13 protein-coding genes are annotated in these 25515 nt (G+C 59.4%); 7 read left to right on the plus strand and 6 right to left on the minus strand.

Translation table 11 applies throughout. The annotated features are described in order from the left end of the window. Positions 1-124 precede the first annotated feature (124 nt). Together FBY01_RS29370 and putA are read right to left on the minus strand one after the other, a co-directional pair. Positions 125-1927 (minus strand): acyl-CoA dehydrogenase, encoded by a 1803-nt coding sequence (locus FBY01_RS29370; protein ID WP_145310685.1) that lies wholly within the window; start codon positions 1925-1927, stop codon positions 125-127. Positions 1928-2185: 258 nt separating this feature from the next. Continuing rightward, on the minus strand, positions 2186-6136 hold the full coding sequence (gene putA, locus FBY01_RS29375) for a trifunctional transcriptional regulator/proline dehydrogenase/L-glutamate gamma-semialdehyde dehydrogenase (protein WP_145310687.1): 3951 nt from the start codon (positions 6134-6136) through the stop codon (positions 2186-2188). 462 nt (positions 6137-6598) lie between these two features. On the opposite strand from putA, the gene putP reads away from it, so the two are divergent. From putP to FBY01_RS29410, 7 genes are all read left to right on the plus strand, one after another. After that, positions 6599-8083, plus strand: a complete 1485-nt coding sequence (gene putP / locus FBY01_RS29380; protein WP_010464334.1) for a sodium/proline symporter PutP — start codon at positions 6599-6601, stop codon at positions 8081-8083. A 360-nt stretch (positions 8084-8443) separates the two neighbouring features. After that, a complete protein-coding gene (locus FBY01_RS29385) occupies positions 8444-10462 on the plus strand; it encodes a type VI secretion system tip protein VgrG (RefSeq protein ID WP_145310690.1) in 2019 nt (672 codons plus the stop codon). Continuing rightward, on the plus strand, positions 10452-11189 hold the full coding sequence (locus FBY01_RS29390) for a DUF4123 domain-containing protein (RefSeq protein ID WP_010464330.1): 738 nt from the start codon (positions 10452-10454) through the stop codon (positions 11187-11189). Before FBY01_RS29385 ends, FBY01_RS29390 begins: the two co-directional genes overlap by 11 nt. Beyond that, entirely contained in the window at positions 11189-15847 is a 4659-nt protein-coding gene (locus FBY01_RS29395; RefSeq protein WP_178113321.1) for an RNase A-like domain-containing protein, read from the plus strand. The genes FBY01_RS29390 and FBY01_RS29395 overlap by 1 nt, the downstream gene beginning before the upstream one ends. Further along, positions 15844-16152, plus strand: coding sequence for a contact-dependent growth inhibition system immunity protein (locus tag FBY01_RS29400; RefSeq protein WP_145310692.1), 309 nt, complete (start codon positions 15844-15846; stop codon positions 16150-16152). Before FBY01_RS29395 ends, FBY01_RS29400 begins: the two co-directional genes overlap by 4 nt. A gap of 352 nt (positions 16153-16504) precedes the next feature. After that, a complete protein-coding gene (locus tag FBY01_RS29405) occupies positions 16505-16828 on the plus strand; it encodes a hypothetical protein (protein WP_145310726.1) in 324 nt (107 codons plus the stop codon). A gap of 319 nt (positions 16829-17147) precedes the next feature. After that, positions 17148-17987: a 23S rRNA (adenine(2030)-N(6))-methyltransferase RlmJ gene (locus FBY01_RS29410; protein WP_145310694.1), complete on the plus strand. Its 840-nt coding sequence runs from the start codon at positions 17148-17150 to the stop codon at positions 17985-17987. Positions 17988-18137: 150 nt separating this feature from the next. Here FBY01_RS29410 and msrA read toward each other — a convergent pair whose 3' ends face one another. The 4 genes from msrA to aceF form a co-directional block, all read right to left on the minus strand. Further along, positions 18138-18785, minus strand: coding sequence for a peptide-methionine (S)-S-oxide reductase MsrA (gene msrA, locus FBY01_RS29415; RefSeq protein ID WP_077747678.1), 648 nt, complete (start codon positions 18783-18785; stop codon positions 18138-18140). 208 nt (positions 18786-18993) lie between these two features. After that, positions 18994-21687, minus strand: coding sequence for a GGDEF and EAL domain-containing protein (locus tag FBY01_RS29420; RefSeq protein ID WP_010464311.1), 2694 nt, complete (start codon positions 21685-21687; stop codon positions 18994-18996). Between the two features lie 193 nt (positions 21688-21880). Then, on the minus strand, positions 21881-23275 hold the full coding sequence (locus FBY01_RS29425; protein ID WP_145310696.1) for an alkaline phosphatase D family protein: 1395 nt from the start codon (positions 23273-23275) through the stop codon (positions 21881-21883). Between the two features lie 270 nt (positions 23276-23545). Then, the gene (gene aceF, locus FBY01_RS29430; RefSeq protein WP_145310698.1) at positions 23546-25510 is read right to left on the minus strand and encodes a dihydrolipoyllysine-residue acetyltransferase; all 1965 of its coding nucleotides are present in this window, start codon (positions 25508-25510) and stop codon (positions 23546-23548) included. Positions 25511-25515 lie beyond the last annotated feature (5 nt).

The raw sequence follows: 25515 nt of genomic DNA on the forward strand, positions 1-25515 counted from the left end.
AGTCTCCCACGGTCTGTACTGGTTAGAGTCAGATGACGAGCTTTAGTCCCACCCACCCCTTCAAGTCTAAACATACAAGCGAGCCTGCTCGCGATTGGATTTCAGCAGCAGCAAAAAATTCTGATCAGAACCACTCATCCTGCATCGTCAGGCAAACATCATCCCGAGCCTCAAGAATCGCCAGCTCATGGTGGCAACCCGGCACTTCCCAGGTCAGGAAATACCGCGCCGCCTGCAGCTTGCCTTTATAGAAGCTCACATTCGCCGCATTTCCCTTCGCCAACCCTTCCTCGGCGCGAATCGCCTGTTCCAGCCAGCGCCAGCCGATCACCGTGTGCCCGAACACTTTCAGGTACAGCGCCGAGTTCGCCAGACTGCTGTTGACCTTGCCTTGGCCCAGATCCATCAGCAAGCCGATGGTCACCGTTTGCAGGCGCGCGACCAGCTTCTCCAGCGGTTCACGCAACGCAGTCAATGACTCATGTGCCTGCGAGCGTTCGGCAGTGTTGGCAATCAAGCGGATCAGCTGCTTGAGCCCCGCCCCTCCGTTCTGCGCCAGTTTGCGTCCCAGCAAATCCAGCGACTGAATACCGTGGGTGCCTTCGTGGATCGGGTTCAAACGGTTGTCGCGGTAATACTGCTCCACCGGGTATTCGCGGGTGTAGCCGTGGCCGCCGAGAATCTGGATCGCCAGTTCGTTGGCCTTCAGGCAAAACTCCGAGGGCCAGGATTTGACGATGGGTGTCAGCAAATCCAGCAGTTCGTGCGCCTGTTTGCGCTGGTCTTCGGTCTCCAGCGTCGTGGTGTCATCGAACAGCCGCGCCGCATACAACCCAAGGTCGAACGAGCCTTCGACATAGGCTTTCTGCGTCAGCAGCATGCGCTTGACGTCGGCGTGCTGAATGATTGCCACTGGCGCGGTGTTCGGATCCTTGCTGTCCGGCACGCGACCTTGCGGACGTTCGCGGGCGTACTCCAGGGAATACAGATACCCGGCATAGCCGAGCATCACCGCGCCCATGCCGACGCCGATCCGCGCCTCGTTCATCATCTGGAACATGTAGCTCAGACCGTGGTGCGCCTTGCCCACCAGATAGCCGACGCACTCACCGTTATCGCCGAAGTTCAGCGCGGTGGAGGTGGTGCCGCGCCAGCCCATCTTGTGAAACAGGCCTGCCAGCAAGACGTCGTTACGCTTGCCGAGGCTGCCGTCATCGTTGACCAGGAACTTGGGCACGATAAACAACGAAATCCCTTTCACCCCGGCCGGTGCATCCGGCAGTTTCGCCAGGACCATGTGCACGATGTTCTCCGAGAGCGGGTGATCGCCACCGGAGATGAAAATCTTGTTGCCCTTGAGTCGATAGGTGCCGTCAGACGCAGGCTCGGCGCGTGTACGAATATCCGACAGCGAAGAACCGGCGTGCGGTTCGGTCAGGGCCATGGTGCCGAAGAAACGACCGTCAATCATCGGTTGCAGGAAACGCTGCTTCTGCTCATCGGTGCCGAAGCTTTCAATCAGGTTCGCCGCGCCCATGGTCAGGAACGGGTACGAGGTCGATGCCGCGTTGGCCGATTGGAAATGCGCGAAGCAGGCCTGGGACAGCAGCGTAGGCAGTTGCATGCCGCCGGCGTCGAAGCTGCGCGCGGCGTTGAGGAAACCGGCTTCGAGAAACGCATCCACCGCCGGTTTTACTTCCGGAATCAGAATCGCCTGACCGTTCTCGTAGCGCGGCTCGTTCTCGTCGTTCTTGCGGTTGTGTGGCGCGAAGAACTTCTCGGCGATGTTTCGGGCCGTGCCGATGGCGGCATCGAAGGTTTCGCGGTTGTGCTCGGCAAAACGCTCACGCTGTGTCAGGCCCTCGGCATCGAGGACTTCGTACAGCTCGAAAGCCAGATTGCGGGAACTGAGCAGCGTCTCGGACATGGCGGCCTACCTTTTTTTGGAATGGACCGAGTCTAGGCGTGAGAATAAAAGCTGAACAGGATGATTGATGAGCGTGATGGTAGATCAGAGCACCGACTTACCAGACACCCCAAAACAACTGTAGGAGTGAGCCTGCTCGCGATAGCGGTGTGTCATCCAATAAATAGGTCGGATGACAGAGCGCTATCGCGAGCAGGCTCACTCCTACAGGATTTTGCATACCGGGCAGCCATTGCGGTTGCCCGGTTTTGTTGCGGTTTAGCCGATGGTCATCAAGCTGGCGTTACCACCCGCCGCAGCGGTGTTGACGCTCAACGCCCGCTCAATCACCAGACGCTCCAGCGCAATGCTGGTCTCGCCCTGCGACAGACCATGAACCCCGACAATCGCCCCGGCACGCTTGGCCACTTGCTGGCACACGGCACGCAGCTGGTCGGAATGGCCATGATGCAGAACCGCATCAAACACCACTTCGTCCTTGCTCCAGTCGGAAACAAGCTTGATTCGCGCCTGAACTTCCTTCGGCAGACGTGCGAACACCGCTTTGGTCAATTCAGCTTCCGGCCACACCGCCGAACCGCCGACAGCCAATACCGCCGCCAGCTGCGTCAGCAGATCGCCTTCGACTTCCGCCAGGCACAGCACGTGTTCACGCGGCAGGATGGCGTAGCTGTTGCGCTCGCCAGTCGGGCCAGCGAGGACACGGGTGATGCCGCTTTGCGATTGCGCCGCGAACTGCACACACAGCGTGCTCAGATCTGCAAACGTGTTGCTGTCGGCCCACGCCTTCAGGGCGGTCAGTGGTTTGCTCATGGCATCACGCAAACGGACATCCGGTGCTGCGATGGCGTCGCCGCGAGCGAAGGATTGTTCGATGGCATCGGTAGGACGCGTCGACAGCAAACGGTACAGGTACAGCGGACCACCGGCCTTCGGGCCGGTGCCCGACAAGCCTTCGCCACCGAACGGCTGTACGCCGACCACGGCACCCACGATGTTGCGGTTTACGTAGACGTTACCGGCGTTGACGTTGTCGATCACCTTGGCGATGGTCTCGTCGATCCGGGTGTGCACACCCAGCGTCAGGCCATAGCCGGAAGCGTTGATCTGACCGATCAGTTGATCGATGTCTTTGCGCTTGTAGCGAACCACGTGCAGCACCGGACCGAAGATCTCACGTTGCAGCTCATCGAAGCTTTCCAGTTCGATCAGGGTCGGCATCACGAAGGTGCCGCGTTTGACTTCTTCGCTGTTGGCGATGGCCACCTGATACACGTTGCGACCTTTGTCGCGCATGGCCTGGATGTGCTTCTCGATGCCGGCCTTGGCTTCGGCGTCGATCACCGGGCCGATGTCCACGGACAGGCGCTCAGGGTTGCCCAGACGGCATTCAGCCATGGCGCCCTTGAGCATTTCGATCACACGGTCAGCGGAATCTTCCTGCAGGCACAGCACGCGCAGGGCCGAGCAACGTTGACCGGCGCTGTCGAAAGCCGACGACACCACATCGATCACCACCTGTTCGGTCAGTGCCGAAGAGTCGACGATCATCGCGTTCTGGCCACCGGTTTCGGCGATCAGCGGAATCGGACGACCCTGTGCATCCAGGCGACCGGCGACATTGCGTTGCAGCAAACGAGCGACTTCGGTGGAGCCGGTGAACATCACGCCTTTGACCCGATCGTCGCCGACCAGACGGGCGCCGACGGTTTCGCCACGGCCCGGCAGCAGTTGCAGCACGCCTTCCGGAATCCCGGCTTCGAGCAGCAAGCGCACGGCTTGAGCCGCTACCAGCGGGGTTTGTTCCGCAGGCTTGGCCAATACCGGGTTGCCTGCGGCCAGTGCAGCAGCTACCTGGCCACTGAAGATTGCCAGCGGGAAGTTCCACGGGCTGATGCAGACCACCGGACCCAATGGGCGGTGGGCGTCGTTGGTGAAATCGTTACGCGCCTGCACCGCGTAATAACGCAGGAAGTCCACGGCTTCACGCACTTCGGCGATGGCGTTGGCGAAGGTCTTGCCGGCTTCGCGAGCCAGCAGGCCCATCAGCGGCTGGATCTCGCCTTCCATCAAATCGGCGGCACGTTCCAGAATCGCAGCGCGTTCGGCGGGCGGAGTGGCCTGCCAGATCGGTGCAGCCTTCAGGGCGCACTGGATCGCGTTGTCGACGTCTTCGACGGTTGCTTCCTGTACGTGGCCGACGACGTCACGCAGATCCGACGGGTTCAGCACCGGAGCCGGGGTTTCAGTGCTGGACGCGCAACCGAGCATCGGCGCGGCTTTCCAGTGATTGTGAGCGGTGGCCAGCAAAGCACAGGACAGCGAAGCCAGACGATGTTCGTTGGCCATGTCGATGCCGCTGGAGTTGGCGCGCTCGGCACCATAAAGATCACGCGGCAGCGGGATACGCGGGTGCGGCAGGCCGAAGCCGCCTTCCAGCGTCGCCATCTGCTCGATGCTGGCCACTGGATCGGCCACCAGCTCCTGAATCGAAATGGATTGGTCGGCGATGCGGTTGACGAACGAAGTGTTCGCGCCGTTTTCCAGCAGACGACGCACCAGATACGCCAACAGCGTTTCGTGAGTACCGACCGGGGCGTACACGCGGCACGGGCGATTCAACTTGCCTTCGGAAACTTTGCCTACAACCTGTTCGTACAGCGGTTCACCCATGCCGTGCAGGCACTGGAACTCGTACTGACCGGGGTAATAGTTCTGACCGGCGATGTGGTAAATGGCCGACAGGGTGTGGGCGTTGTGCGTGGCGAACTGCGGGTAGATGACTTCCGGCACCGACAGCAGCTTGCGTGCGCAAGCGATGTAGGAAACGTCGGTGTACACCTTGCGGGTGTAGACCGGATAGCCTTCCAGGCCCTCGACCTGGGCGCGCTTGATTTCGCTGTCCCAGTACGCGCCTTTTACCAGGCGGATCATCAGGCGATGACGGCTGCGACGAGCCAGGTCGATCACGTAGTCGATCACATACGGGCAACGCTTCTGATAAGCCTGGATCACGAAACCGATGCCGTTCCAGCCGGTCAGTTGTGGCTCGAAGCACAGGCGCTCCAGCAGATCCAGCGACAGTTCGAGGCGGTCGGCTTCTTCGGCGTCGATGTTCAGGCCGATGTCGTATTGCTTGGCCAGCAGGGTCAGCGACAGCAGGCGCGGGTACAACTCGTCCATCACGCGCTCGTACTGCGCACGGCTGTAACGCGGGTGCAGTGCCGAGAGCTTGATGGAAATGCCGGGACCTTCATAAATCCCACGACCGTGGGAGGCTTTGCCGATCGAGTGGATGGCTTGTTCGTACGAGGCCAGGTATTTCTGGGCATCATGCTCGGTGAGTGCGGCTTCACCCAGCATGTCGTAGGAATAGCGGAAACCCTTGGCTTCGAACTTGCTCGCATTGGCCAGGGCTTCGGCGATGGTTTCGCCGGTCACGAACTGCTCGCCCATCAGGCGCATGGCCATGTCGACGCCCTTGCGGATCATCGGCTCGCCGCTCTTGCCGATGATGCGGCTCAAGGAGGAAGTCAGGCCCGCTTCATTGTGGGTGGCGACCAGTTTGCCGGTCAGCAACAAGCCCCAGGTCGCGGCGTTGACGAACAGCGACGGGCTGTTGCCCAAGTGCGGGTGCCAGTTGCCGGTGCTGATCTTGTCGCGGATCAGCGCGTCACGGGTGCCTTTGTCCGGGATGCGCAGCAGCGCTTCGGCGAGGCACATCAGCGCGACGCCTTCCTGAGACGACAGGGAAAATTCCTGCAACAGACCCTGAACAATTCCGGCACGGCCGCCGGCGCTCTTCTGATTGCGCAGTTTTTCGGCGATCGAGGAGGCGAGCTTGTTAGTGGCTTCGGCCATCGCCGCCGGCAGACGCGCCTGCTCGATCAGCATCGGCACCACTTCAGGTTCCGGGCGACGGTAAGCGGCAGTGATCGAGGCGCGCAGCACCGATTGCGGCAGGATGCTTTCGGCAAATTCGAGGAAGCACTGATGGGCGTGATCCATAGGCGCATCGACGGCTTCGTCGGAATCCTTGGTCAAACCGCTCAGCTCGGTCAGGGTTGCACCACCCTCGAGTTTTTCCAGGTAATTGAAAATTGCCTGCTTGATCAGCCAGTGCGGCGTGCGATCAATCGAGGTCGCGGCCGCCTTGAGGCGCTCGCGGGTCGGGTCGTCAAGTTTGACCCCAAGGGTGGTGGTAGCCATATTTTTATCCTCATGTTTGCCACGACCGCGTGGCATCAGCTGGCCGCAAGATTAGCTGGGCAACCTTTGAGGTGCAACCGGGTGCAACCCTTTTTTTGTCGGAATAATAGGCAGCTCGTCAGGAAATAAATTCCGGAACGAACGTACCGCGCTGACTTGGTGCTTTTCATTCTAGTAAACCGTCAGGACTGCCCTAAAAGGGAGCAAAAACAGGGGTTTTTCAGGTAAATCCGACTAGGTGCAACTTATTCTCGAAAAATGGGTTGCACCTTATTTGCTTTGTTGAATAGCATTCGCGGCCAAGGTGCAACCGGTCATAAAAGACTGGTGTACCGGCTGATGGCTTTCCTGGGGAAACATCAGTCATAAATGCGCGGGACCTGAAATCGTCTGTCAAACGTCGTCGTTTGCGCGCGGTTCACCAGCCGCCGCTACATAAAAACAAAGCCAGGGCGAAACTTAATGAGCGTTAGCAATCCAACTCTGATCACGTTCGTGATCTACATCGCAGCAATGGTGCTGATCGGCTTCATGGCCTATCGCTCCACCAACAACCTTTCTGACTACATTCTGGGCGGTCGCAGCCTGGGCAGCGTCGTGACGGCATTGTCTGCCGGTGCTTCCGACATGAGCGGCTGGTTGTTGATGGGCCTGCCGGGCGCCATCTACATGTCCGGTCTGTCCGAAAGCTGGATCGCCATCGGCCTGATCATCGGTGCTTACCTGAACTGGCTGTTCGTCGCCGGCCGTCTGCGCGTGCAGACTGAGCACAACGGCGATGCACTGACCCTGCCGGATTACTTCTCCAGCCGTTTCGAAGACAAAAGCGGCCTGCTGCGGATCATCTCCGCCGTCGTGATCCTGGTGTTCTTCACCATCTACTGCGCTTCCGGCATTGTGGCCGGCGCCCGTCTGTTCGAAAGCACCTTCGGCATGTCCTACGAGACCGCGCTGTGGGCCGGTGCTGCGGCGACGATTGCCTACACCTTCGTCGGCGGTTTCCTGGCCGTGAGCTGGACGGACACCGTACAAGCCACGCTGATGATCTTCGCCCTGTTGCTGACGCCGATCATCGTGCTGCTGGCCACCGGCGGCGTCGACACCACGTTCCTGGCCATCGAAGCGCAGGATCCAAGCAACTTCGACATGCTGAAAAACACCACCTTCATCGGCATCATCTCGCTGATGGGCTGGGGCCTGGGCTACTTCGGCCAGCCGCACATCCTCGCGCGTTTCATGGCGGCGGATTCGGTCAAGTCGATCGCCAAGGCACGTCGCATTTCCATGGCCTGGATGATCCTGTGCCTGGGCGGCACCGTCGCTGTAGGTTTCTTCGGTATCGCTTACTTCTCGGCACACCCCGAACTGGCCGGCCCTGTGACCGAAAACCCAGAGCGCGTGTTCATCGAACTGGCGAAAATCCTGTTCAACCCATGGGTTGCCGGTGTCCTGCTGTCGGCCATTCTGGCTGCGGTCATGAGCACCTTGAGCTGCCAACTGTTGGTGTGCTCGAGCGCCCTGACCGAAGACTTCTACAAAACTTTCCTGCGTAAAACCGCTTCCCAGGTTGAATTGGTCTGGGTCGGCCGCGCCATGGTGCTGCTGGTTGCCCTGATCGCCATCGCGTTGGCCGCTAACCCGGAAAACCGCGTATTGGGTCTGGTCAGCTACGCCTGGGCCGGTTTCGGTGCTGCGTTCGGTCCGGTGGTCCTGATCTCCGTGATCTGGAAAGACATGACCCGCAACGGCGCACTGGCCGGCATCCTGGTCGGCGCGATCACCGTGATCGTCTGGAAGCACTTCGAACTGCTGGGCCTGTACGAAATCATCCCGGGCTTCATCTTCGCCAGCCTGGCCATCTACATCGTCAGCAAGCTGGGCGCGCCGACTCAGGGCATGCTTCAGCGTTTCGCCGCTGCCGAGGCTGATTTCCGCCTGAACAAGTGATAGGGATGAGCTAAGGCTCTGAGCTTTCGCCGAACATGAAAACGGCCCGCTTCCTTTTGGAGGCGGGCCGTTTTTTTGTCTGCGGGAAAAGATTGGGTGTTTTTTATGGCCCTTTCGCGGGCAAGCCTCGCTCCTGCAGGGTTGGCGATTCGCCACAAAACTGTGGGCGCTAGGCTTGCCTGCGAAGAGGTCATCAGCTGCAACACACTACTTTGCAGAGAATGTCTGTAGCCAAACATTCCAATTCTTGAAGGACAAATCCCTAAAAAAGTAGGGCAAATCTGATTTTCCTGTCCCTCCCTCAACACCCCTTGTCGCTCATGCAGAATCGCCCGCCCTCATTCTGCAGAGACACATCGGATGTTCGCTCCTGCCAATCAACCGCGTTTCACGTTGACGATCGACGGCGTCCAGATTGAGCTCAAGGTGCTTGAGTTCACAGGCACGGAAGCCATCAGCCAACCCTACCGCTTCGATCTGGAACTGGTCAGCGACCGGCCAGACATCGAGCTCGAAAACCTGCTGCATCGTCAGGCGTTTCTGAGTTTCGATGCACAAGGTTCTGGCGTACACGGTCAGATCTTTCGCGTCGGTCAAAGCGATTCCGGGAAACGTCTGACGGGCTATCAAATCAGTCTCGTACCGCGACTGGCCTACCTCGGTCAGCGCATCAACCAGCGGATTTTCCAGCACCAAAGCGTGCCAGCGATCATCGCGCAGGTCCTCAAGGACCATGGCATCCAGCGCGATGCCTTCGAGTTCCGGCTCGGCAGCGACTACTCACCGCGCGAATACTGCGTGCAATACGCCGAAAGCGACCTCGCGTTTATCCAGCGCCTGTGTGCCGAGATCGGCATTCATTACCACTTCCAGCACAGCCCCGACGAACATCTGCTGGTGTTTGGCGATGATCAGACAGTATTCCCGCGCCTGCCTGAGCCGACGCTGTACTTGCCGGGCAGTGGCATGGCGGCGGACGCGCCGGCCATCAAGCGTTTCAACGTGCGTCTGGAGACCCGCACCACGGCGGTCACCCGGCGCGATTACGACTTCCAGAAACCGCGTCTCTCCCTGGAAAACCGGGTCGACAGCGAACAGCGTCCGGTGCTGGAGGATTACCTCTTTCCCGGCCAATTCACTGACCGCGAGCATGGCAAACAGCTGACACAGCGAGCGCTGGAACGGCACAACGCAGACTTCCGTCAGGCCGAAGGTCGTGGCGACGATTCTGCCTTGGTCAGCGGACATTTCCTGCACCTCGCCGAGCACCCGCGTCAGGCGTGGAACGACCTGTGGCTGATCACTGAAATCGAACACCGTGGCCGACAGCCGCAAGTGCTGGAGGAGTCGGCCACCAGTGATGACCCGGATGATTTCCAGGGTTATCGCAATACCTTTCTGGCGACGCCGTGGGATGTTTCATTTCGTCCACCACTGGGACCGGAAAAGCCGCGCATGCTCGGCTACCAACCTGCCGTGGTCACCGGTCCTGTCGACAGCGAAATCCATTGCGATGAGTTCGGCCGGGTAAAGGTCCAGCTCGCTTGGGACCGCGACGGTCAGCTCAATGAGCATTCCAGTTGCTGGTTGCGGGTCGCCACGGGCTGGGCCCACGACCATTACGGCAGCGTGCTGATCCCACGAGTGGGCATGGAAGTGCTGGTGGGTTTCATCGACGCCGATGCCGACAAACCGCTGGTGATGGGGTGCCTGCCCAACGCCGCAACACCGGTGCCGCTGGATCTGCCCGCCGACAAGACCCGCAGCATTTTCCGCAGCCAAAGTAGTCCGGGCGGCGGCGGTTACAACGAATTGCGCATCGAGGATCGCAAAGGCGCCGAGGAAATCTACCTGCGCGCCCAGCGAAACTGGACCCAGCACGTGTTGAATGATCAGCAGGTGCAGGTCGATAACCAGCGCAGCATCGTCGTCACGGGGACCGCTCGCCATGAGCTGAAGGCTGACGAGCAACGCATCACCCATGGCCAGCGCCAGGCCGAAGTGAAGCTCGACGATCACTTGCTGGTGATGGGCGACCGGTACATCCGCGTATCCAGTCAGGCGCTCAACGCCAGCCAGCAGTTCCATGTCAGCGCCGGTCAGCAAGTGGTGATCGACGGCGGTGCCAGCGCGACGATTCAGGCGGGCGGGCAGTGGATCAACATCGGTCCTGGCGGGATTTTCAGCAGCGTTCCGATTCAGGTCGGGGGCGCGTTGATGCCGTCTATGGCCGCTACGCCCGTGTCGCCAAATACGCCGTTGAAACTCGTCGCCGCCCCAGCCGCCCTGCTGAGCGCCGCACAGATCATGAGCCTGCAAAGCGACGCGCCGTTCTGCGAAGAATGCGAGCGCTGCAAGGACGGTGTCTGTGCCGCCTGATCGCATGTCACCCCACGCCTGGCTGGAACGCCAACCGCTCAAACCCGGCGAGCAGTTGTTCGCGATTTTCGGCAACGCCAGTGCGTCGCAGCCGATGAAAGCCTGGCAGCTCTCGACCCCGGCCCAAGCGCCGAGCCCGATCTGGGCCGACACCACCTATGCCGAGTGGGAACCGGTGATGCCCTATGTAGGAATCGTTCCCGCAAGCAGTGAGTTTCTTCAGTGGGTCGCCACGACCGAGTCCCGTGACTGGGGTTGGCTGGCGGTTTCTTCTGCGTCTCAAGAAGCGCTGGTCGAACATCTGCGCAGCCTTACACAAGTGCTTTTGCCCAACGGCAGGGCGGTGTTTTTTCGGTTCTGGGATGGGCGCTATTTGCTGCCGATTCTTCAGTCTGCCGACGTTAACCCAACGCAGTTAATGCCTGTGCTTGACCGTTGTTTGATCAATGGGCAGCCGCTCGATATCGGCGGCAGCGCATTGAAAGTCTCCAGGGTTTTTCCGTGGTGGGAAGTGTCCGAATCGCTGCTCGACGACCTCGCCGCCGAGTCCGCGACAACCCGGATCAACAACTTGATGAAGTGGTTGAGCGAAGACCGTCCTGATCTTTTTGAGGCGTTTTCGGCGCGTGTATTGCGGCACAAGGTTGCGACCTTTCTGAAGACGCCGGACCTGCCTCAAGCACCGAAACAAGCCTTGGCGGATTACCTGATGGCGGAGCGGAACTGATGGACCAGATTGTGCGGATCGAGCAGGAGCTCGACGGTTTCAAAGACACGTTGGTTGTGTATCGCGAGCAGCTCGGCAGTTTCTTGAGTCGGAATGCGGACAAGATCAGCCGGTCGATGGACATGCCTTCGCTGGTGGGCATGGAGCGGCTGATAAAGCTTGGCGATTCGACGACAGCGGTGAGCAGTCGCGACGATGATTTTCTCTCGGGTTTGGCACAGTGTCCTGCGAACGGAATTCTGGAGATCGAGAGCAAGTTTGAATCGGTTTATGACATCCCGCTGGGGAATATTCAGGTCGATGTGATCGCCATGGACGGGGGTGAGAGCACCGCGGTCCCGCTCGACGAAAACGGCAAGGGACAGTTCGAAGGCACGCCTGGCAAGTTCTATCGCGTTCATGTCCAGAGTGACGTTTCATCGGATCAAATCGAAGACCTGTTCTCCTCTTACGATGGCCTGACCCAAGAGCTGGACAGTTGGCTGCGCAACGAGTGGGAAGGGTTCAAGCCGCAATGGTCGCAGTCGACATTTGCGGCCGCCGGTAATGGAATACTCGCGGGAAGTTGGGAGGCGATTACCGGTGTCTGGGACAGCATCAGCCTGCTCTCGGACATTCTCCAGGATCCCCGAAAGTTCGTTGGCCGCTTGGGCGATGGGGCCGACAAGCTTGCCGAACTGGCAGAGAAACTCCCGGCAACAATGGAAAAGGTCCAGCTGCTGGTCAGCGATGAAGCGGCCCTTTGTCTGTTGCTGCGCACGGCAAGCCTCTGGCTGGAGATGCTGCCCCCCAGTGAAATCGCCGGCAAAACTGCCGAAGCGCTTTCAACCGTGGTGGTGCAACTGCTCATCGATATTCTGATCGGGGTTGTTCTGACTTTTGCGGGCGCAGGCGCAGGCGTTGCCTATTTGGGGATGCGCCTTGCCAACTACGGCGCCCGAATCGTCGACGCTGTTGTGGGCTTCGTCAAAGCCATCTTCAACATCACCAACAGCTTCATTACCTACGTTGACCGCTACAAAAAAGTGGCCGCACGCGGTGTAGCGGCAGGCCTGAAAAAAGGTCGCATGCAACTGCGCTGGGACGCCAAACGCAACACCACACTCAAACAAAACGAACACCACGACAACGTCCCGGATCAGGCGAAAAACCCCAACGGCGACAGTGCCGATTCCGTCGATAAAACCGCCACCAACAAATGCCCGGTGTCGATGGTTACCGGCGAAGAACTGCTGACCCTCATCGACGGTTCGCTGGACGGCATTCTGCCGTTCGACTTTGCCCGGCTCTATCGCACCAGTGCTGCCGAAATCGACTGCGGTCTCGGATTTGGCTGGAGCCATTCGCTCTCCCATCGACTGGAAATCGACGGCGACACCGTCATCTGGATTGACCACGAGAACCGCCGCACCACGTTCCCGCTGCCGTCCGCTGAACGCCCGGCGATTCATAACAGCCTGTCGCGCGCCGCGATTTACGTTGGCAATGAACCCGAAGAATTGATCCTCGCCGTCGCCGGCGACGAGTCACGTTTCTACCATTTTCGTAATGGTTTACTTACAGCGATCAGTGACGGATACGACAACCGCCTGCGCATAACCCGCGATCGTCAGGGCCGCATTCGGCGCCTCGACAACGGTGCGGGCCGCGCCTTGTTGTTGCGTTATGAATGCAGTCACTTGGTCGCCGTCGATTATCAGGTTTTCGCCCCGGCCCAAACCCTGGACGAAGCCTGGCAGACCGAGCAAACACTGGTCGGTTACCGCTACGACGAACGCGGTCGACTCATCGAGGCCACCAATGCCGCCGGCGAAAGCGAGCGCTACGACTACGACGATCAGCACGTCATTCTCCAGCGGCAATTGGCCGGTGGGGCGAGTTTCTTCTGGGAGTGGGAAAGGTCCGGCAAGGCCGCCCGATGCATCCGCCACTGGGCGTCGTTTGCGCAGATGGACGCGCGGTATACCTGGGATGACCAGGGCAGCGTCACCGTCCACAACATCGACGGCAGCGAAGAGGTTTACGTCCACGACGACCGGGCGCGGCTGGTGCGCAAGGTCGAACTGGATGGCGGTGAACACCTCAAGGCCTACGACGACCAGGGTCGGCTGATTGCCGAGCAGGACCCGCTCGGCGCGGTCACCGAATACCGCTACGACGAAGTCGGACGCTTGGTGGCGCTGATTCCGCCAGAAGATGAGCCAACGGCCTACGAGTATCGCAACGGTTTCCTGCACGCACGCTATCGCGGCAAAGCGGTGTGGAAGTATCAGCGCAATGCGCAGGGGGATGTCACCGAAGCGACCGATCCCGATGGCCATGTCACCCACTATCACTACGACGAAAAAGGTCAGTTGCTGTCGATCCGCTACCCGGACACCAGCCGGCATGTGTTCGTCTGGAATGGCTTGGGGCAACTGGTCGAAGAGACGCTGCCGGACGGTGGCGTACGGCGGTTTTCCTACGATGCGCTCGGGCGGCAGATTACCCGTCAGGACGAAAACGGCGCGGTCACGAAGTCGCTATGGGACGCTGTTGGCCGACTGATCCAGACGATTCTTCCTACCGGTGCAAGTCGCGCCTACAGCTACAACGCCTACGGAAAAATCACCGCCGAACGCGACGAACTCGGCCGCGTCACCCGCTACGAATACCTCGACGACCTTCACCTGGTCAGCCGCCGGCTCAATGCCGACGGTACCCAGCTGAAGTATCGCTACGACAACGCGCAGCTGTTGCTCACGGAAATCGAAAACGAATCCGGCGAAAAATATCAGCTGGACTACACCCCCGGCGGATTGATCCGACAGGAAACCGGCTTCGACGGCCGACGCACGGCGTATGCCTACGACCTCAACGGCCATCTGCTGGAGAAAACCGAGTTTGGCGACGATGGTTCGCAGCTCGCCACCGCCTATGAACGAGACTCGGCAGGGCGCTTGCTGGTCAAAACGCTGCCCGACGGCGTCAAGGTCGAATACCGCTACGACAGCCTCGGCCGACTGATTGGCGTCGACGATGGCCACGACCATCCGCTGGAATTCGAGTACGACCAACAGGATCGGCTGATCACCGAGCATCAGGGTTGGGGCACGCTGCGTTATGGCTACGACGCCTGCGGCCAACTCAATCGCCTGCGCCTGCCGGATGGCAGCAAACTCGATTATCACCACGCCAAGGGCGGCGCACTGACCGCAATCGACCTCAACGGCGCAAGGCTTTCCAGCCACCAATTTGCGTTTGGTCGCGAGCAGCAACGTCAGCAAGGCCAACTGCTCAGCGAATATGCCTACGACGATCAAGGCCGCTTGAAGGCCCACGCTGTCAGACAGCAGCACCAAACGCTGTATCGCCGCGACTATGCCTACAGCGCCAACGGCAATCTCGACAGCATCGCCGACACCCGTCACGGCCAGCGCAACTACCAATACGACCCGCTCAACCGCCTGACCCGCGTCCGTCACACCCGCGACGACCCGGCGGAAAGCTTCGCCCACGACCCGGCCGGTAACCTGCTGATGCAGGATCGGCCTGGCTTGGCGACCGTTAAAGGCAATCGCCTGCTGATGCAGGGCGACCGCCATTACGACTACGACGCCTTCGGCAACCTGATCCGCGAACGCCGCGGCACCGCGCAAAAACTGGTCACCGAATACCGCTACGACTGCCAGCACCGATTGCTCGGCGTCACCACCCCGGACGGTCGCACCGCCAGTTACCGCTACGACGCCTTCGGCCGCCGCATCGCCAAAACCGTCGACGGCAAAACCACCGAGTTCTTCTGGCAAGGCGACAACCTCATCGCCGAAAGCAGCCGCGAACACTACCGCAGCTACGTCTACGAACCCGGCAGCTTCCGCCCGCTGGCGATGCTCGACGGCAAAGGCCCACGCAAAGCCTGCCCGTTCTACTACCAACTCGACCACCTCGGCACACCGCAGGAACTGACCGATTTTGGTGGCGAGATCGTCTGGTCAGCGAAGTACAACGCCTACGGCAAAGTCACTCGCCAGACGTTCGGCGGGGGCGAGCAACTTGAGCAACCGTTGCGGTTTCAGGGGCAGTACTTTGATGCGGAGAGTGGTCTGCATTACAACCGGCATCGGTACTATGATCCAGAGGTTGGACGGTATCTGACGCCGGACCCGATCAAGTTGGCGGGTGGGCTGAACCAGTATCAGTACACGCCGAATCCGACGGGGTGGGTTGATCCGTTGGGGTTGGCTTGTAATCCGTGCCCCGGCGCCCAAGAGGTCGTTGGACCGTATAGCGAAATCGTTCCTGGAGGGGGGTTAGCTGCGCATGAAGCTCAAGGTGGGCATCTAATCGCTAAGCACATAGGTAGGACGGATATGCAGTTAGTTCAAAGGCTAGAAGCGGAACCCAAAATTCCTGCGGCATCTACATTTCCTGATCGTGCTACTGCCGAGTCGGCTTCTGCGAGAGCATTAGACGCAAACAAAACAAAAATCCAAGAATTTCTTAAGGGGAATAAAGGGAGAACGACTGTTACCCATGAATTTCCGTACCCAATAGGCGTCAGCGTGCCGAACGGAAGTACCGATGCTGTGCCAGCGACGAAGGTATTGTTGGTGTTGATAAAGGATGCACGGCGACCTGAGGGATATTTTTTACTTACGGGGTTTCCAGAGATATGAGCAGAGAGTTTCCAGAGTTACACGATTTTTTTGGGGCTTATTTTCATCAAGATTGGACAGTCGAACATGACACAGCTGAGCAGGTGATTGAGGCTTTTTTAACTGACTCCGATCCTGAGGACCTATTGGTTGTGCAGCATGAGCTCAATATTTTGCTTGGTCAGCGGAAAGATGAGTTTGTATTACGGGATTACTTGTTGAAAGAGTTGAGCTGTTACTACTGCTACTGGCATGCATGGAAATCAGGTGAACTTTGGTTGCGTCATATCGCTGATAGATTGGCTAGTCGACTCGACCAAGCATGATGGCAACGGCTGCGAAATTTCTGGGCAAGCTCGTCGGAAGTTTCCTTCAACTCGTATCGGCTTCCATGAACTGGTTTGAAATGCATTCCATCGATAGTCTTTGGCAGTCACTGAAAATTCAGTGGCGGGGTGTAGGAGCCCTTCAAAGTCGTTGGAAATGTATTAGCGTCGAAGCTTGGTTTGCGGCCGTGAACGTGCGTCCGTAAGATCAGTTGCGGCGGTTGTGCGCGGGCACGCTTCGGCGTGGTCGAGTTTTCCAAAGGCCTCGATACTCCTACCCCGCGCATAACTGCCACCCCAGCCTGTAGGAGGGCTGATGGCAGTTCCTGTTTACTGTCTTTGGAACTTGAAAATGAAAAATCTTCACCCCGATCCACCCTATGAAAAACCAACTCCCCACCCCAAAAACCGCTTCATGGCCCTCACCAGCAACTGCACCGACATGCCGACGCTGTTCGTCGATACCCACGCGCCGCTCGATGTTTTGTACGACGCTGCCAGCTATCGAATTCGCGCGGTGACGCAGGTGCTTGAGAACCTGTCGATGCGCGGTTCGGTTGAGTGTGAGTCGTTCATTCTTAGTGATTTTGCGTTGCTGTGTGCCATTCCGTTGCGGGATGGGTGTGATGTGCTGGATGTAGTGGGGCGACGGTTGAGGGCTCGGCCTTCGGACTAAGGGCAGGATGTGGCGAGGGAGCTTGCTCCCGTTCGGCTGCAGAGCAGTCGCCAAATCAAGCGCTGCGGTGTGTCTGACAAATCTGCGGTGCTGGTTTTGGGGCTGCTTCGCAGCCCAGCGGGAGCAAGCTCCCTCGCCACAGGGTTTGTGGTTGGCTGGGATGTTTTGGGGTTGCTGCGCAGCCCAATGGGGACAAGCCCCCTCGCCGCAGGTTCTTGGGTTGACGTGAGATTGCGTGTCGGCAGTTGCCCGCTCGGCTGCGAACCCCTGACGTCCAGCCCCGTACAAGGTAAACTTCCCGGCCTTCGCAGGAGCAATCATGAATTATCGTCACGCCTTCCATGCCGGCAATCACGCCGATGTGTTCAAACACCTGACTCTGACCCGCATCATCGCCCTGATGTCGCGCAAGGAGCAGCCGTTTGCCTATCTCGACACTCACGCCGGTATTGGTCTGTATGACCTGCAGGGTGATCAGGCGAGCCGTACCGGTGAGTACCTGGAAGGTATTGCGCGTCTGTGGGATCAGCCGGATCTGCCAGCGCTGACCGCCGACTACATGAAAGTGCTGCACGACATGAACCCGGATGGCCAGTTGCGCTATTACCCGGGGTCGCCGGAGCTGGCGCGGCGTCTGACGCGGCGGCAGGATCGGGTGATGCTCAATGAGAAGCACCCCGAAGACGGTTTGCTGCTCAAGGACAACATGGCCGGTGATCGTCGGGTGAAGGTTCATTTGGGCGAAGGCTGGCATGTGCCGCGTGCGATGCTGCCGGTGCAGGAGAAGCGGGCGGTGATGTTGATTGATCCGCCGTTCGAGCAGCTCGATGAGATGCAGCGTTGCGCGGCGTCGCTGAAAGAGGCGATTGGCCGGATGCGGCAGACGGTGGCAGCGATCTGGTACCCGGTGAAGGATCAGCGCATGTTGCGACGTTTTTATCAGGATCTGGCGGGCACGGGCGCACCAAAGTTGTTGCGTGTGGAGTTGCTGGTGCATCCGCTGGATACGCCGAACAGTTTGAATGGCTCTGGATTGGCGATTGCCAATCCGCCGTGGGGCCTGGAAGAGGAATTGCGTGAGTTGCTGCCGTGGTTGTCCAAGAAGCTTGGGCAGACCCAGGGTGGGTGGCAGATGGATTGGTTGATTGCTGAGAGTTGATGGCTGATCAGATGGATTGATGGCGTCTGATCGGACGCCTTCGCGGGCAAGCCTCGCTCCTACAGGGATCGATATCTGAGCACAATTTTGTGATCGACATAAATCCTGTAGGAGCGAGGCTTGCCCGCGAAGCTTTTCAGAGCCCGAGAGTTAGATCGGGCAGGTAACGCCCGTACCACCAATCCCGCAATACCCTTCAGGGTTCTTCGCAAGGTACTGCTGGTGATACGCTTCGGCGAAGTAGAACGTCGGCGCTTCATCGATTTCAGTGGTGATTTCGCCTTTCCCGGCCTTGGTCAACTCAGCCTGGAACACGTCCTTGCTGTGTTTGGCGGCGGCCAGTTGCGTCGGGTTGGTCGCATAGATCACCGAGCGGTACTGAGTGCCGATGTCGTTGCCCTGACGCATGCCTTGCGTCGGGTTGTGCAATTCCCAGAACATTTTCAGCAGTTCTTCGTAGCTGACTTTGGCCGGTTCGTAGACCACCAGCACCACTTCGCTGTGGCCGGTCAGGCCCGAACAAACTTCTTCATAGGTCGGGTTCGGGGTAAAACCGCCGGCATAACCCACCGCCGTGCTGACCACGCCTTCACGTTGCCAGAACTTGCGTTCCGCGCCCCAGAAGCAGCCCAGGCCGAAGATCGCGAAATCCACGTCCATCGCGAACGGGCCCAGCAGTGGGGCGTCGTGGACGAAGTGTTTTTCCGGCACGGTCATCGGGGTTTCACGGCCGGGCAGAGCTTGTTCTTTGGTAGGTAGCACGTTTTTGTTCACCAGGATTTCCGAGCGCAAGACCATCATCAGTCCCCTCAGTCAGGTTGAATGTAAATTGTCAGACACGCAGTTTGCCCAATGCCGGCCGGTTACGCACTACCCCTGTGCGAGCGTGCCTGCTTGCGATAGCGGCGGGACATTAAACATTGATGGCGACTGACACACCGCTATCGCGAGCAGGCTCGCTCGCACAGGGGATTACGGTGTTCCACAGGGATTTTGTGGTGTGCTGTCAGACGAGCGGGCCGCGTGGGTAGCGCTTGAGCTTTTCGATCAGCTCGGCGCCGGGGATGGGGCGGTCGAACAGGTAGCCCTGGCCGACATCGCAGCGGTGGCGACGCAAGAACGCAAGCTGCTCGGCCGTCTCGATCCCTTCCGCCACAACTTTGAGTTTCAGGTTGTGAGCCATGGCGATCACCGCGGAGGTGATTTCCATGTCGTCCTGGTTGTCCGGGATTTCGTGGATGAAGCTTCGGTCGATCTTGATGATGTCGATCGGGAATTTTTTCAGGTAACTGAGCGACGAGTAACCGGTGCCGAAATCGTCCATGGCCAGGGTCAGGCCCAGGCGCTTGAGTTGATCGAGCTGCAAGTGGGTGTCTTCGGTGGCTTCCAGCAGCAGGCCTTCGGTCAGTTCCAGCTCCAGCAGGTTCCCCGGCAGCGCTTCTTCCTTGAGGATGTTGGCGATGGACGCCACCAGGTCCGGGTCGGAGAACTGCTTGGGCGACAAGTTGATCGCCACTTGAAGGTTGCCCAGGCCAGCGGCGGTCAGGTCTTTGCTCATGCGGCAGGCCTGGCGGGCGATCCATTTGCCGATCGGGATGATCAAGCCGGTTTCTTCGGCAACGCTGATGAACTGGTCCGGGCGGATCATGCCCTTTTCCGGGTGGTTCCAGCGCAGCAGCGCTTCCATGCCCAGCAGGCGACCACTGCGCAGGCACAGTTTGGGCTGATAGAACACGTCCAGCTCATTCTGGGTCAGGGCGCGGCGCAGGTTGTTTTCCACGAACAGCTTGTAGCTGGCCTCGGCGTTCAGTGCTTCGGTGAACACCTGGACCTGGTGTTTGCCATTGGCCTTGGCCTTGTGCAGCGCCAGGCCGGCGTTGCGCATCAATGTCTGTGGATCGCGACCGTGCAGCGGCGCGCAGGCCAGGCCCACGGAGCCGGTGACGCTGATCAACTGGTTGTCGACGAACATCGGCTTGTCGAGGGTCGCCAGCAATTGGTTGGCGACGTGCTGGCCCATCGCGAGGTCGGTGTTGTCCAGCAGCACGGCGAATTCGTTACTGGCGAATCGCGCCAGGCTGCCGCTCGGGCTCAGGCTGTTGCGCAGGCGCCGGGCCAGGCTGATCAGCAGTTTGTCGCCGGTCTGGTGGCCGAGGCTGTCGTTGATGCGCTTGAAGTTGTCGATGTCCACCAGCAGCAGGCTGATCGGCGTATCGCTGTCCCGGGCGAAGCGTTCGTCGAGGTTGCGGATGAACGCCGGGCGGTTGCCAAGGTTGGTCAGGTTGTCGGTGTAGGCCAGGCGCTCGATGCGCTGCTGGGCGAGCTTGGTCTGGGTGATGTCTTCGTAGATGCCGATGTAATGCGTCAGCTCGCGGTTGTCGCCATAGACCTTGGAAATCGACAACTGGCCCCAGTAGGGTTCGAGGTTTTTACGGCGGCTTTTGAACTCGCCCTGCCAGCTGTTGCTCTTGGCCAGCGCCGAGGGCGCGTCGAACAGCAGCTCGCTGAGGTTTTCCAGGGCCGGCAGTTCCGACAGCCGCTGGCCGTGGACTTCTTCGGTGCTGTACTGGGTGATCGCCGTGAAGCTCGGGTTGACGTATTCCACCACGCCATCGCAATTGACCAGCAAAAAGGCGTTGGCGCTTTGCTCCACCGCACGCTGGAACAGGTGCAGGGCGCTGGTGGCGGTGCGGCGGTTGTGGTTGTTGATGACTTGGGCGAACTGATCCGCCAGCTCGCCGGCAAAGGCGATTTCATCCGACTGCCAGGCACGGGTCGCGCCAGTCTGTTCCAGGCACAGCACGCCGACCACTTGGCCGTCGACGCGGATACTGGCGTCGAGCATGGCGTTCACATCGCGCGGGCGCAGGTGTTCGGCCATTTCCCGGGTACGCGGATCGCGAATGGCGTTGTGCGCATCGATGGCGCGGCTGCCGTGCAAGGCGTCGAGGTAATCCGGGAAGCCGCTGACGTCGATCGGTTCCGGCAGCTGATATTCCCCGGAGGTGCGGTGATAGGCCGAGATCGGCACCAGCAGCGAGCCTTCGAGGTTCCACAGGCTGGCGCAGTCGATTTCATAGATGTCGCAAGCGCTGCGGGTAATCAGTTCGGCGGCTTCTTGCAGGGAATTGTTGGTGCTGTAGCGCTGGCGGGTCAGCAGCAGGATCAAGTCTTGCTGGGCGCGGACCCGATCCAGATGCTGCAGTTGTTCCAACTGGGCGCGCTGATTGAGTTCCAGAGCGATTTGCAGGCGCGAGTTCTGGGTTTCCAGGTCCAGCGACGGCAGCAGCGGTTCACCTTCGAACAAGCCGTCCACGACCATCAGGTAACCGCGCAGCAGGTGTCGATTGTGTTGTCGGTAGGCTTCGCCCAGTTCGAGCAGGCTCAAGGAGCCTTTGGCGGTGTGCAGGTTGTAGCGGATCAGGTAATGCGGGCTCTCTCTGAGTTGCTGCTGAATCGCGTCGTGCAGTTGATAGCGCGCTTCAGGCTCCATCAGGCTGGCATAAGGCGAGTCGACCAAGGCACAAAGCTCCACGGCCGGCAGACCAAATTGTCGTTCGCAATTGGGATCGAGAAACAGGAGTGCCCAGCTAGCTTCATTCAGCCGTTCGAAACGCAGCATGCCGAGCCGCGAGGGCACAGGCAATTGCGTCACTACCTCGGCCACCATACGGCTGGCGGCATCAGGTTGGCTTTTCATTGAGGGAAACTCGCTTCGAATGTGCTGATCGCGCCGGGCTCTCGCCCTCTTTACTGTTGCCTGCGGCAAGGTTGCATCATTGCGACACTGACTGACAAGAGACATGAAGGCCAAGTGCTATAAGAATATGTCGGCAGGGGCGAGGATTTCTCCAGCCAGGGCCGAAAACTAATGCATTTGGCCTTCATTTTCCTTAGTGCAGCGGGATGTTGATCGATTGCAGGCGCCGGCCGTTCCGGTCGTGGTAACTGACCTGAATCTGATCCCGATCCACCACCAGATGAGCAAAGTTGTCTTCGCTGACCACCTTGCTGGTCAATTCATGTCGATAATCTCCCGCTGCGGTACGTGCCAGCGCCTGGTTCAGAATGAAGGTGGACTCGGAGGCATAGGGCAGCAATTTGCTGTTGCACAGCGGGGACGAGACGATGGTGTGCACGTCGAAGTCCGGATCCTCGCTGTGGGTCAGGCGACTGGTCAGTGAGCCGTGGACATCGCCGGAAACGAAGATGACGTTCTTGATGCGATGCGTGCGAATCGTCTCCAGCAACCGCAGGCGTTGTTCCGGGAAGGCTTTCCAGGCGTCATCGCCGTTGAGTTTGCGGTCGGGGTAGAACATCACGCTGGTGACCACGAACTTGACCCGGGCTGGGCTGTGGATCAGCCATTTGCACAGCGCCTGTTCCTGCTCATCGTCGAGGATGCGTCGATCATTGGGCGACAAGTTACGACGGGTTCGGCTGTCGGTGACAAACCATTCAATATCGCCTTCGGCGAACTGATACCAATACTGTTCCAACTTTCGGCTTACTTGCCCGCTGGGTAATAAGTCATGCGCCGGACTGTGGCTGGCTTGGTATATCTCATAGGCTGCCATGGCGTTCTTATATAAATAGGCATCGGCCTTGCTTTCGTTGGTGGGCCAGTTGTCTTCTATTTCATGATCGTCGAGGATCATATAAGTCGAGGTATTGGACATTAATCGGGCGATGTTCGGTTGGGAAAAAGCCGCGCGATATTTGCTGAGTATTTCCTTGTATTCCCGGTCGGGAGCAATAACGTTCAGATCATCGACATAAATTTGATCACCCGTCATTAACATCGCGCTGATGGGCGGCTCGGCCTGCTGCGCAAGTTCGGTGATCGAGGCAAAAATACGGTCGCCCAGATGAGGTGCCGAAGGGATGCCTGCGGTCATGCGCAGGTAGCGGCATGAGCCGACGATGTACGCCCGCGGTGTGTTGGCCTTGCTAGACAGGGTGCGAAAGCGATAAATCTCCCGTGGCCATTGCAGCGGCAGTTCCTGAACGGTCTCCACGGTGTGCACCGGGCTCATGGGGCTGAACCATCCGGCCTGGTATTCATAGTCGGTATCGATGGCGAGGTTGTTGAGTGCAATCACATCGGACATATCGCGCAAGATCGACAGTTTGGCAAAGACACCTTGCGACCAACGCTCTTCCCTCGCGCGCCGATAACGAATGCCGGCAAATACCAGCGAGTTGTCTTGACGTTCTCCGCGCAAAAAAATACGTACGTGGTTAGTTGTAGTGTGGCCAATAATAGGGCCGACAGTTGGTTTAAACATGTTCGAATCCGTTCGAAATAACGTTAACTAAGCAAATGAGGTTTTCAGTATTTAAAAGAAAATGCTGTCGAACTAAGCCTAGTTATTAAACGGCAAAAAATATCGAGCGAAAGCCGCCATGAGTTGTGGGCGGTGTAAGCCACGGCTGTAGGAAATTACTTTGTTCAAGGCAAAAAAAGCCCCGCCAAATTGGCGGGGTTGAGGTACGAGCGTGGCGCTCGGAAAACATGGAACGCGACGGGCCCTCCGATGAAGGAGGGCCGGCCGGTGTTACAGCAGGATGGTACGGATGTCCGCCAGCAGGCTGCTCAGACGCTGGGTGAAGCGTGCAGCAGCAGCGCCGTTGATCACACGGTGATCGTAGGACAGCGACAGTGGCAGCATCAGTTTCGGCTGGAAGGCTTTGCCGTCCCAGACTGGCTGGATGGTTGCCTTGGAAACACCGAGGATCGCCACTTCCGGCGCGTTGACGATCGGCGTGAAGCCGGTGCCGCCAATGTGGCCGAGGCTGGAAATGGTGAAGCAGGCGCCTTGCATGTCGTCAGCGGTGAGCTTTTTGTCGCGGGCTTTGGCGGCCAGCGCAGCGGCTTCGGCTGCCAGTTGCAACAGGCTCTTCTGGTCGACGTTCTTGATGACCGGTACCAGCAGGCCTTCAGGGGTGTCGACGGCGAAGCCGATGTTCACATACTTCTTGCGGATGATCGCCTTGCCGCTTGGCGCCAGCGAACTGTTGAAGTCCGGCAGCTCCTTGAGCAGGTGCGCGCACGACTTGAGCAGCAGCGGCAGGATGGTCAGCTTGACGCCGGCCTTCTCTGCGACGGCTTTCTGAGCGATGCGGAACGCTTCCAGGTCGGTGATATCAGCCGAATCGAACTGAGTCACGTGCGGAATGTTCAGCCAGCTGCGATGCAGGCTCGACGCGCCGATTTGCATCAGGCGAGTCATCGGCACTTCTTCGGTTTCACCGAAGCGGCTGAAGTCCACGACCGGAATCGGCGGGATGCCCGCGCCGCCAGTTGCGCCGGCAGCAGCGGCCGGCGCTTCCTTGGCCTTCTGCATCATCGCTTTGACGTAAACCTGCACGTCTTCTTTGAGGATGCGACCGTGCGGGCCACTGGCGCCGACGGCGCTCAGCTCAACGCCGAATTCACGGGCCAGTTGGCGTACAGCCGGGCCAGCGTGAACCTTGGCGCCCGGCTTGGCCGGTGCAGCCGCGGGTGCGGCAGGTGCCGGAGCAGCAGGTGCTGCGGCGGCCGGAGCAGGAGCGCTCGGTGCAGCAGCGGCTGGAGCCGGAGCAGCGGCCGGCGCAGCGCCTTTGACTTTCAGCTTCAGAATCAGGTCGCCAGTACCGACTTCGTCATCCAGCTTGATGGAAACGCTTTCCACCACGCCAGCGGCAGGCGATGGAATTTCCATGCTCGCCTTGTCGGATTCCAGTGTGATCAGCGACTGGTCGGCGGTGACGGTGTCGCCGGCCTTGACCAGTACTTCGATGATCTTGGCCTTGCCCGACGAACCGATGTCCGGGACATGAATGTCCTGGACGCTATCGGCAACCGGTGCGGCCGGGGCCGCAGCGGCTGGCGCCGGAGCAGCGGCAGCAGGCGCAGCAGCCTGGGCTGGCGCGGCAGCAGCAGGGGCCGCAGCACCCGCCACTTCCAGATCCAGAATCAGGTCACCCGTACCGACTTCGTCGTTGAGCTTGACGCTGATGGCCTTGACCACGCCAGCGGCAGGCGATGGGATTTCCATGCTGGCCTTGTCGGATTCCAGGGTGATCAGCGACTGATCAGCCTCGACGGTGTCGCCGACCTTGACCTGGATCTCGATGATCTGGGCCTTGCCCGCCGAACCGATATCCGGCACGTGCACTTGCTGAACCGAAGCGGCAGCAGGCGCGGCTGCTGGCGCTGGAGCAGCGGCGGCGGCAGGCGCAGCAGCCGGTTTCTCTTCAGCTTTCGCAGCCGGCGCAGCGGCAGCCGCAGGGGCCGCATCAGCGGCACCTTCGACTTCCAGCTCCAGCAGTTCGTCGCCTTCTTTCAGGCGATCGCCCAGCTTCACTTTCAAACTTTTGACGATGCCGGCCTTGGGAGCAGGGACTTCCATGCTCGCCTTGTCCGATTCCAGCGTCAGGATGCTCTGTTCGGCTTCGATACGGTCGCCGACCTTCACAAACAGTTCAATTACTTCACCTTCACCGCTGCCGATGTCAGGTACGCGAATGAGTTCGCTCACAGAGT

The sequence above is a fragment of the Pseudomonas sp. SJZ077 genome, assembly GCF_007993905.1.
GTDB classification, from domain to species: domain Bacteria; phylum Pseudomonadota; class Gammaproteobacteria; order Pseudomonadales; family Pseudomonadaceae; genus Aquipseudomonas; species Aquipseudomonas mandelii.

Excerpts from the sequence above, each read along its gene's own strand:
- FBY01_RS29370 (WP_145310685.1), bottom strand. The coding sequence starts at position 1,927 with ATGTCCGAGACGCTGCTCAGTTCCCGCAATCTGGCTTTCGAGCTGTAC.
- putA (WP_145310687.1), bottom strand. The coding sequence starts at position 6,136 with ATGGCTACCACCACCCTTGGGGTCAAACTTGACGACCCGACCCGCGAG.
- putP (WP_010464334.1), top strand. The coding sequence starts at position 6,599 with ATGAGCGTTAGCAATCCAACTCTGATCACGTTCGTGATCTACATCGCA.
- FBY01_RS29385 (WP_145310690.1), top strand. The coding sequence starts at position 8,444 with ATGTTCGCTCCTGCCAATCAACCGCGTTTCACGTTGACGATCGACGGC.
- FBY01_RS29395 (WP_178113321.1), top strand. The coding sequence starts at position 11,189 with ATGGACCAGATTGTGCGGATCGAGCAGGAGCTCGACGGTTTCAAAGAC.
- FBY01_RS29400 (WP_145310692.1), top strand. The coding sequence starts at position 15,844 with ATGAGCAGAGAGTTTCCAGAGTTACACGATTTTTTTGGGGCTTATTTT.
- FBY01_RS29405 (WP_145310726.1), top strand. The coding sequence starts at position 16,505 with ATGAAAAATCTTCACCCCGATCCACCCTATGAAAAACCAACTCCCCAC.
- FBY01_RS29410 (WP_145310694.1), top strand. The coding sequence starts at position 17,148 with ATGAATTATCGTCACGCCTTCCATGCCGGCAATCACGCCGATGTGTTC.
- msrA (WP_077747678.1), bottom strand. The coding sequence starts at position 18,785 with ATGGTCTTGCGCTCGGAAATCCTGGTGAACAAAAACGTGCTACCTACC.
- FBY01_RS29420 (WP_010464311.1), bottom strand. The coding sequence starts at position 21,687 with ATGAAAAGCCAACCTGATGCCGCCAGCCGTATGGTGGCCGAGGTAGTG.
- FBY01_RS29425 (WP_145310696.1), bottom strand. The coding sequence starts at position 23,275 with ATGTTTAAACCAACTGTCGGCCCTATTATTGGCCACACTACAACTAAC.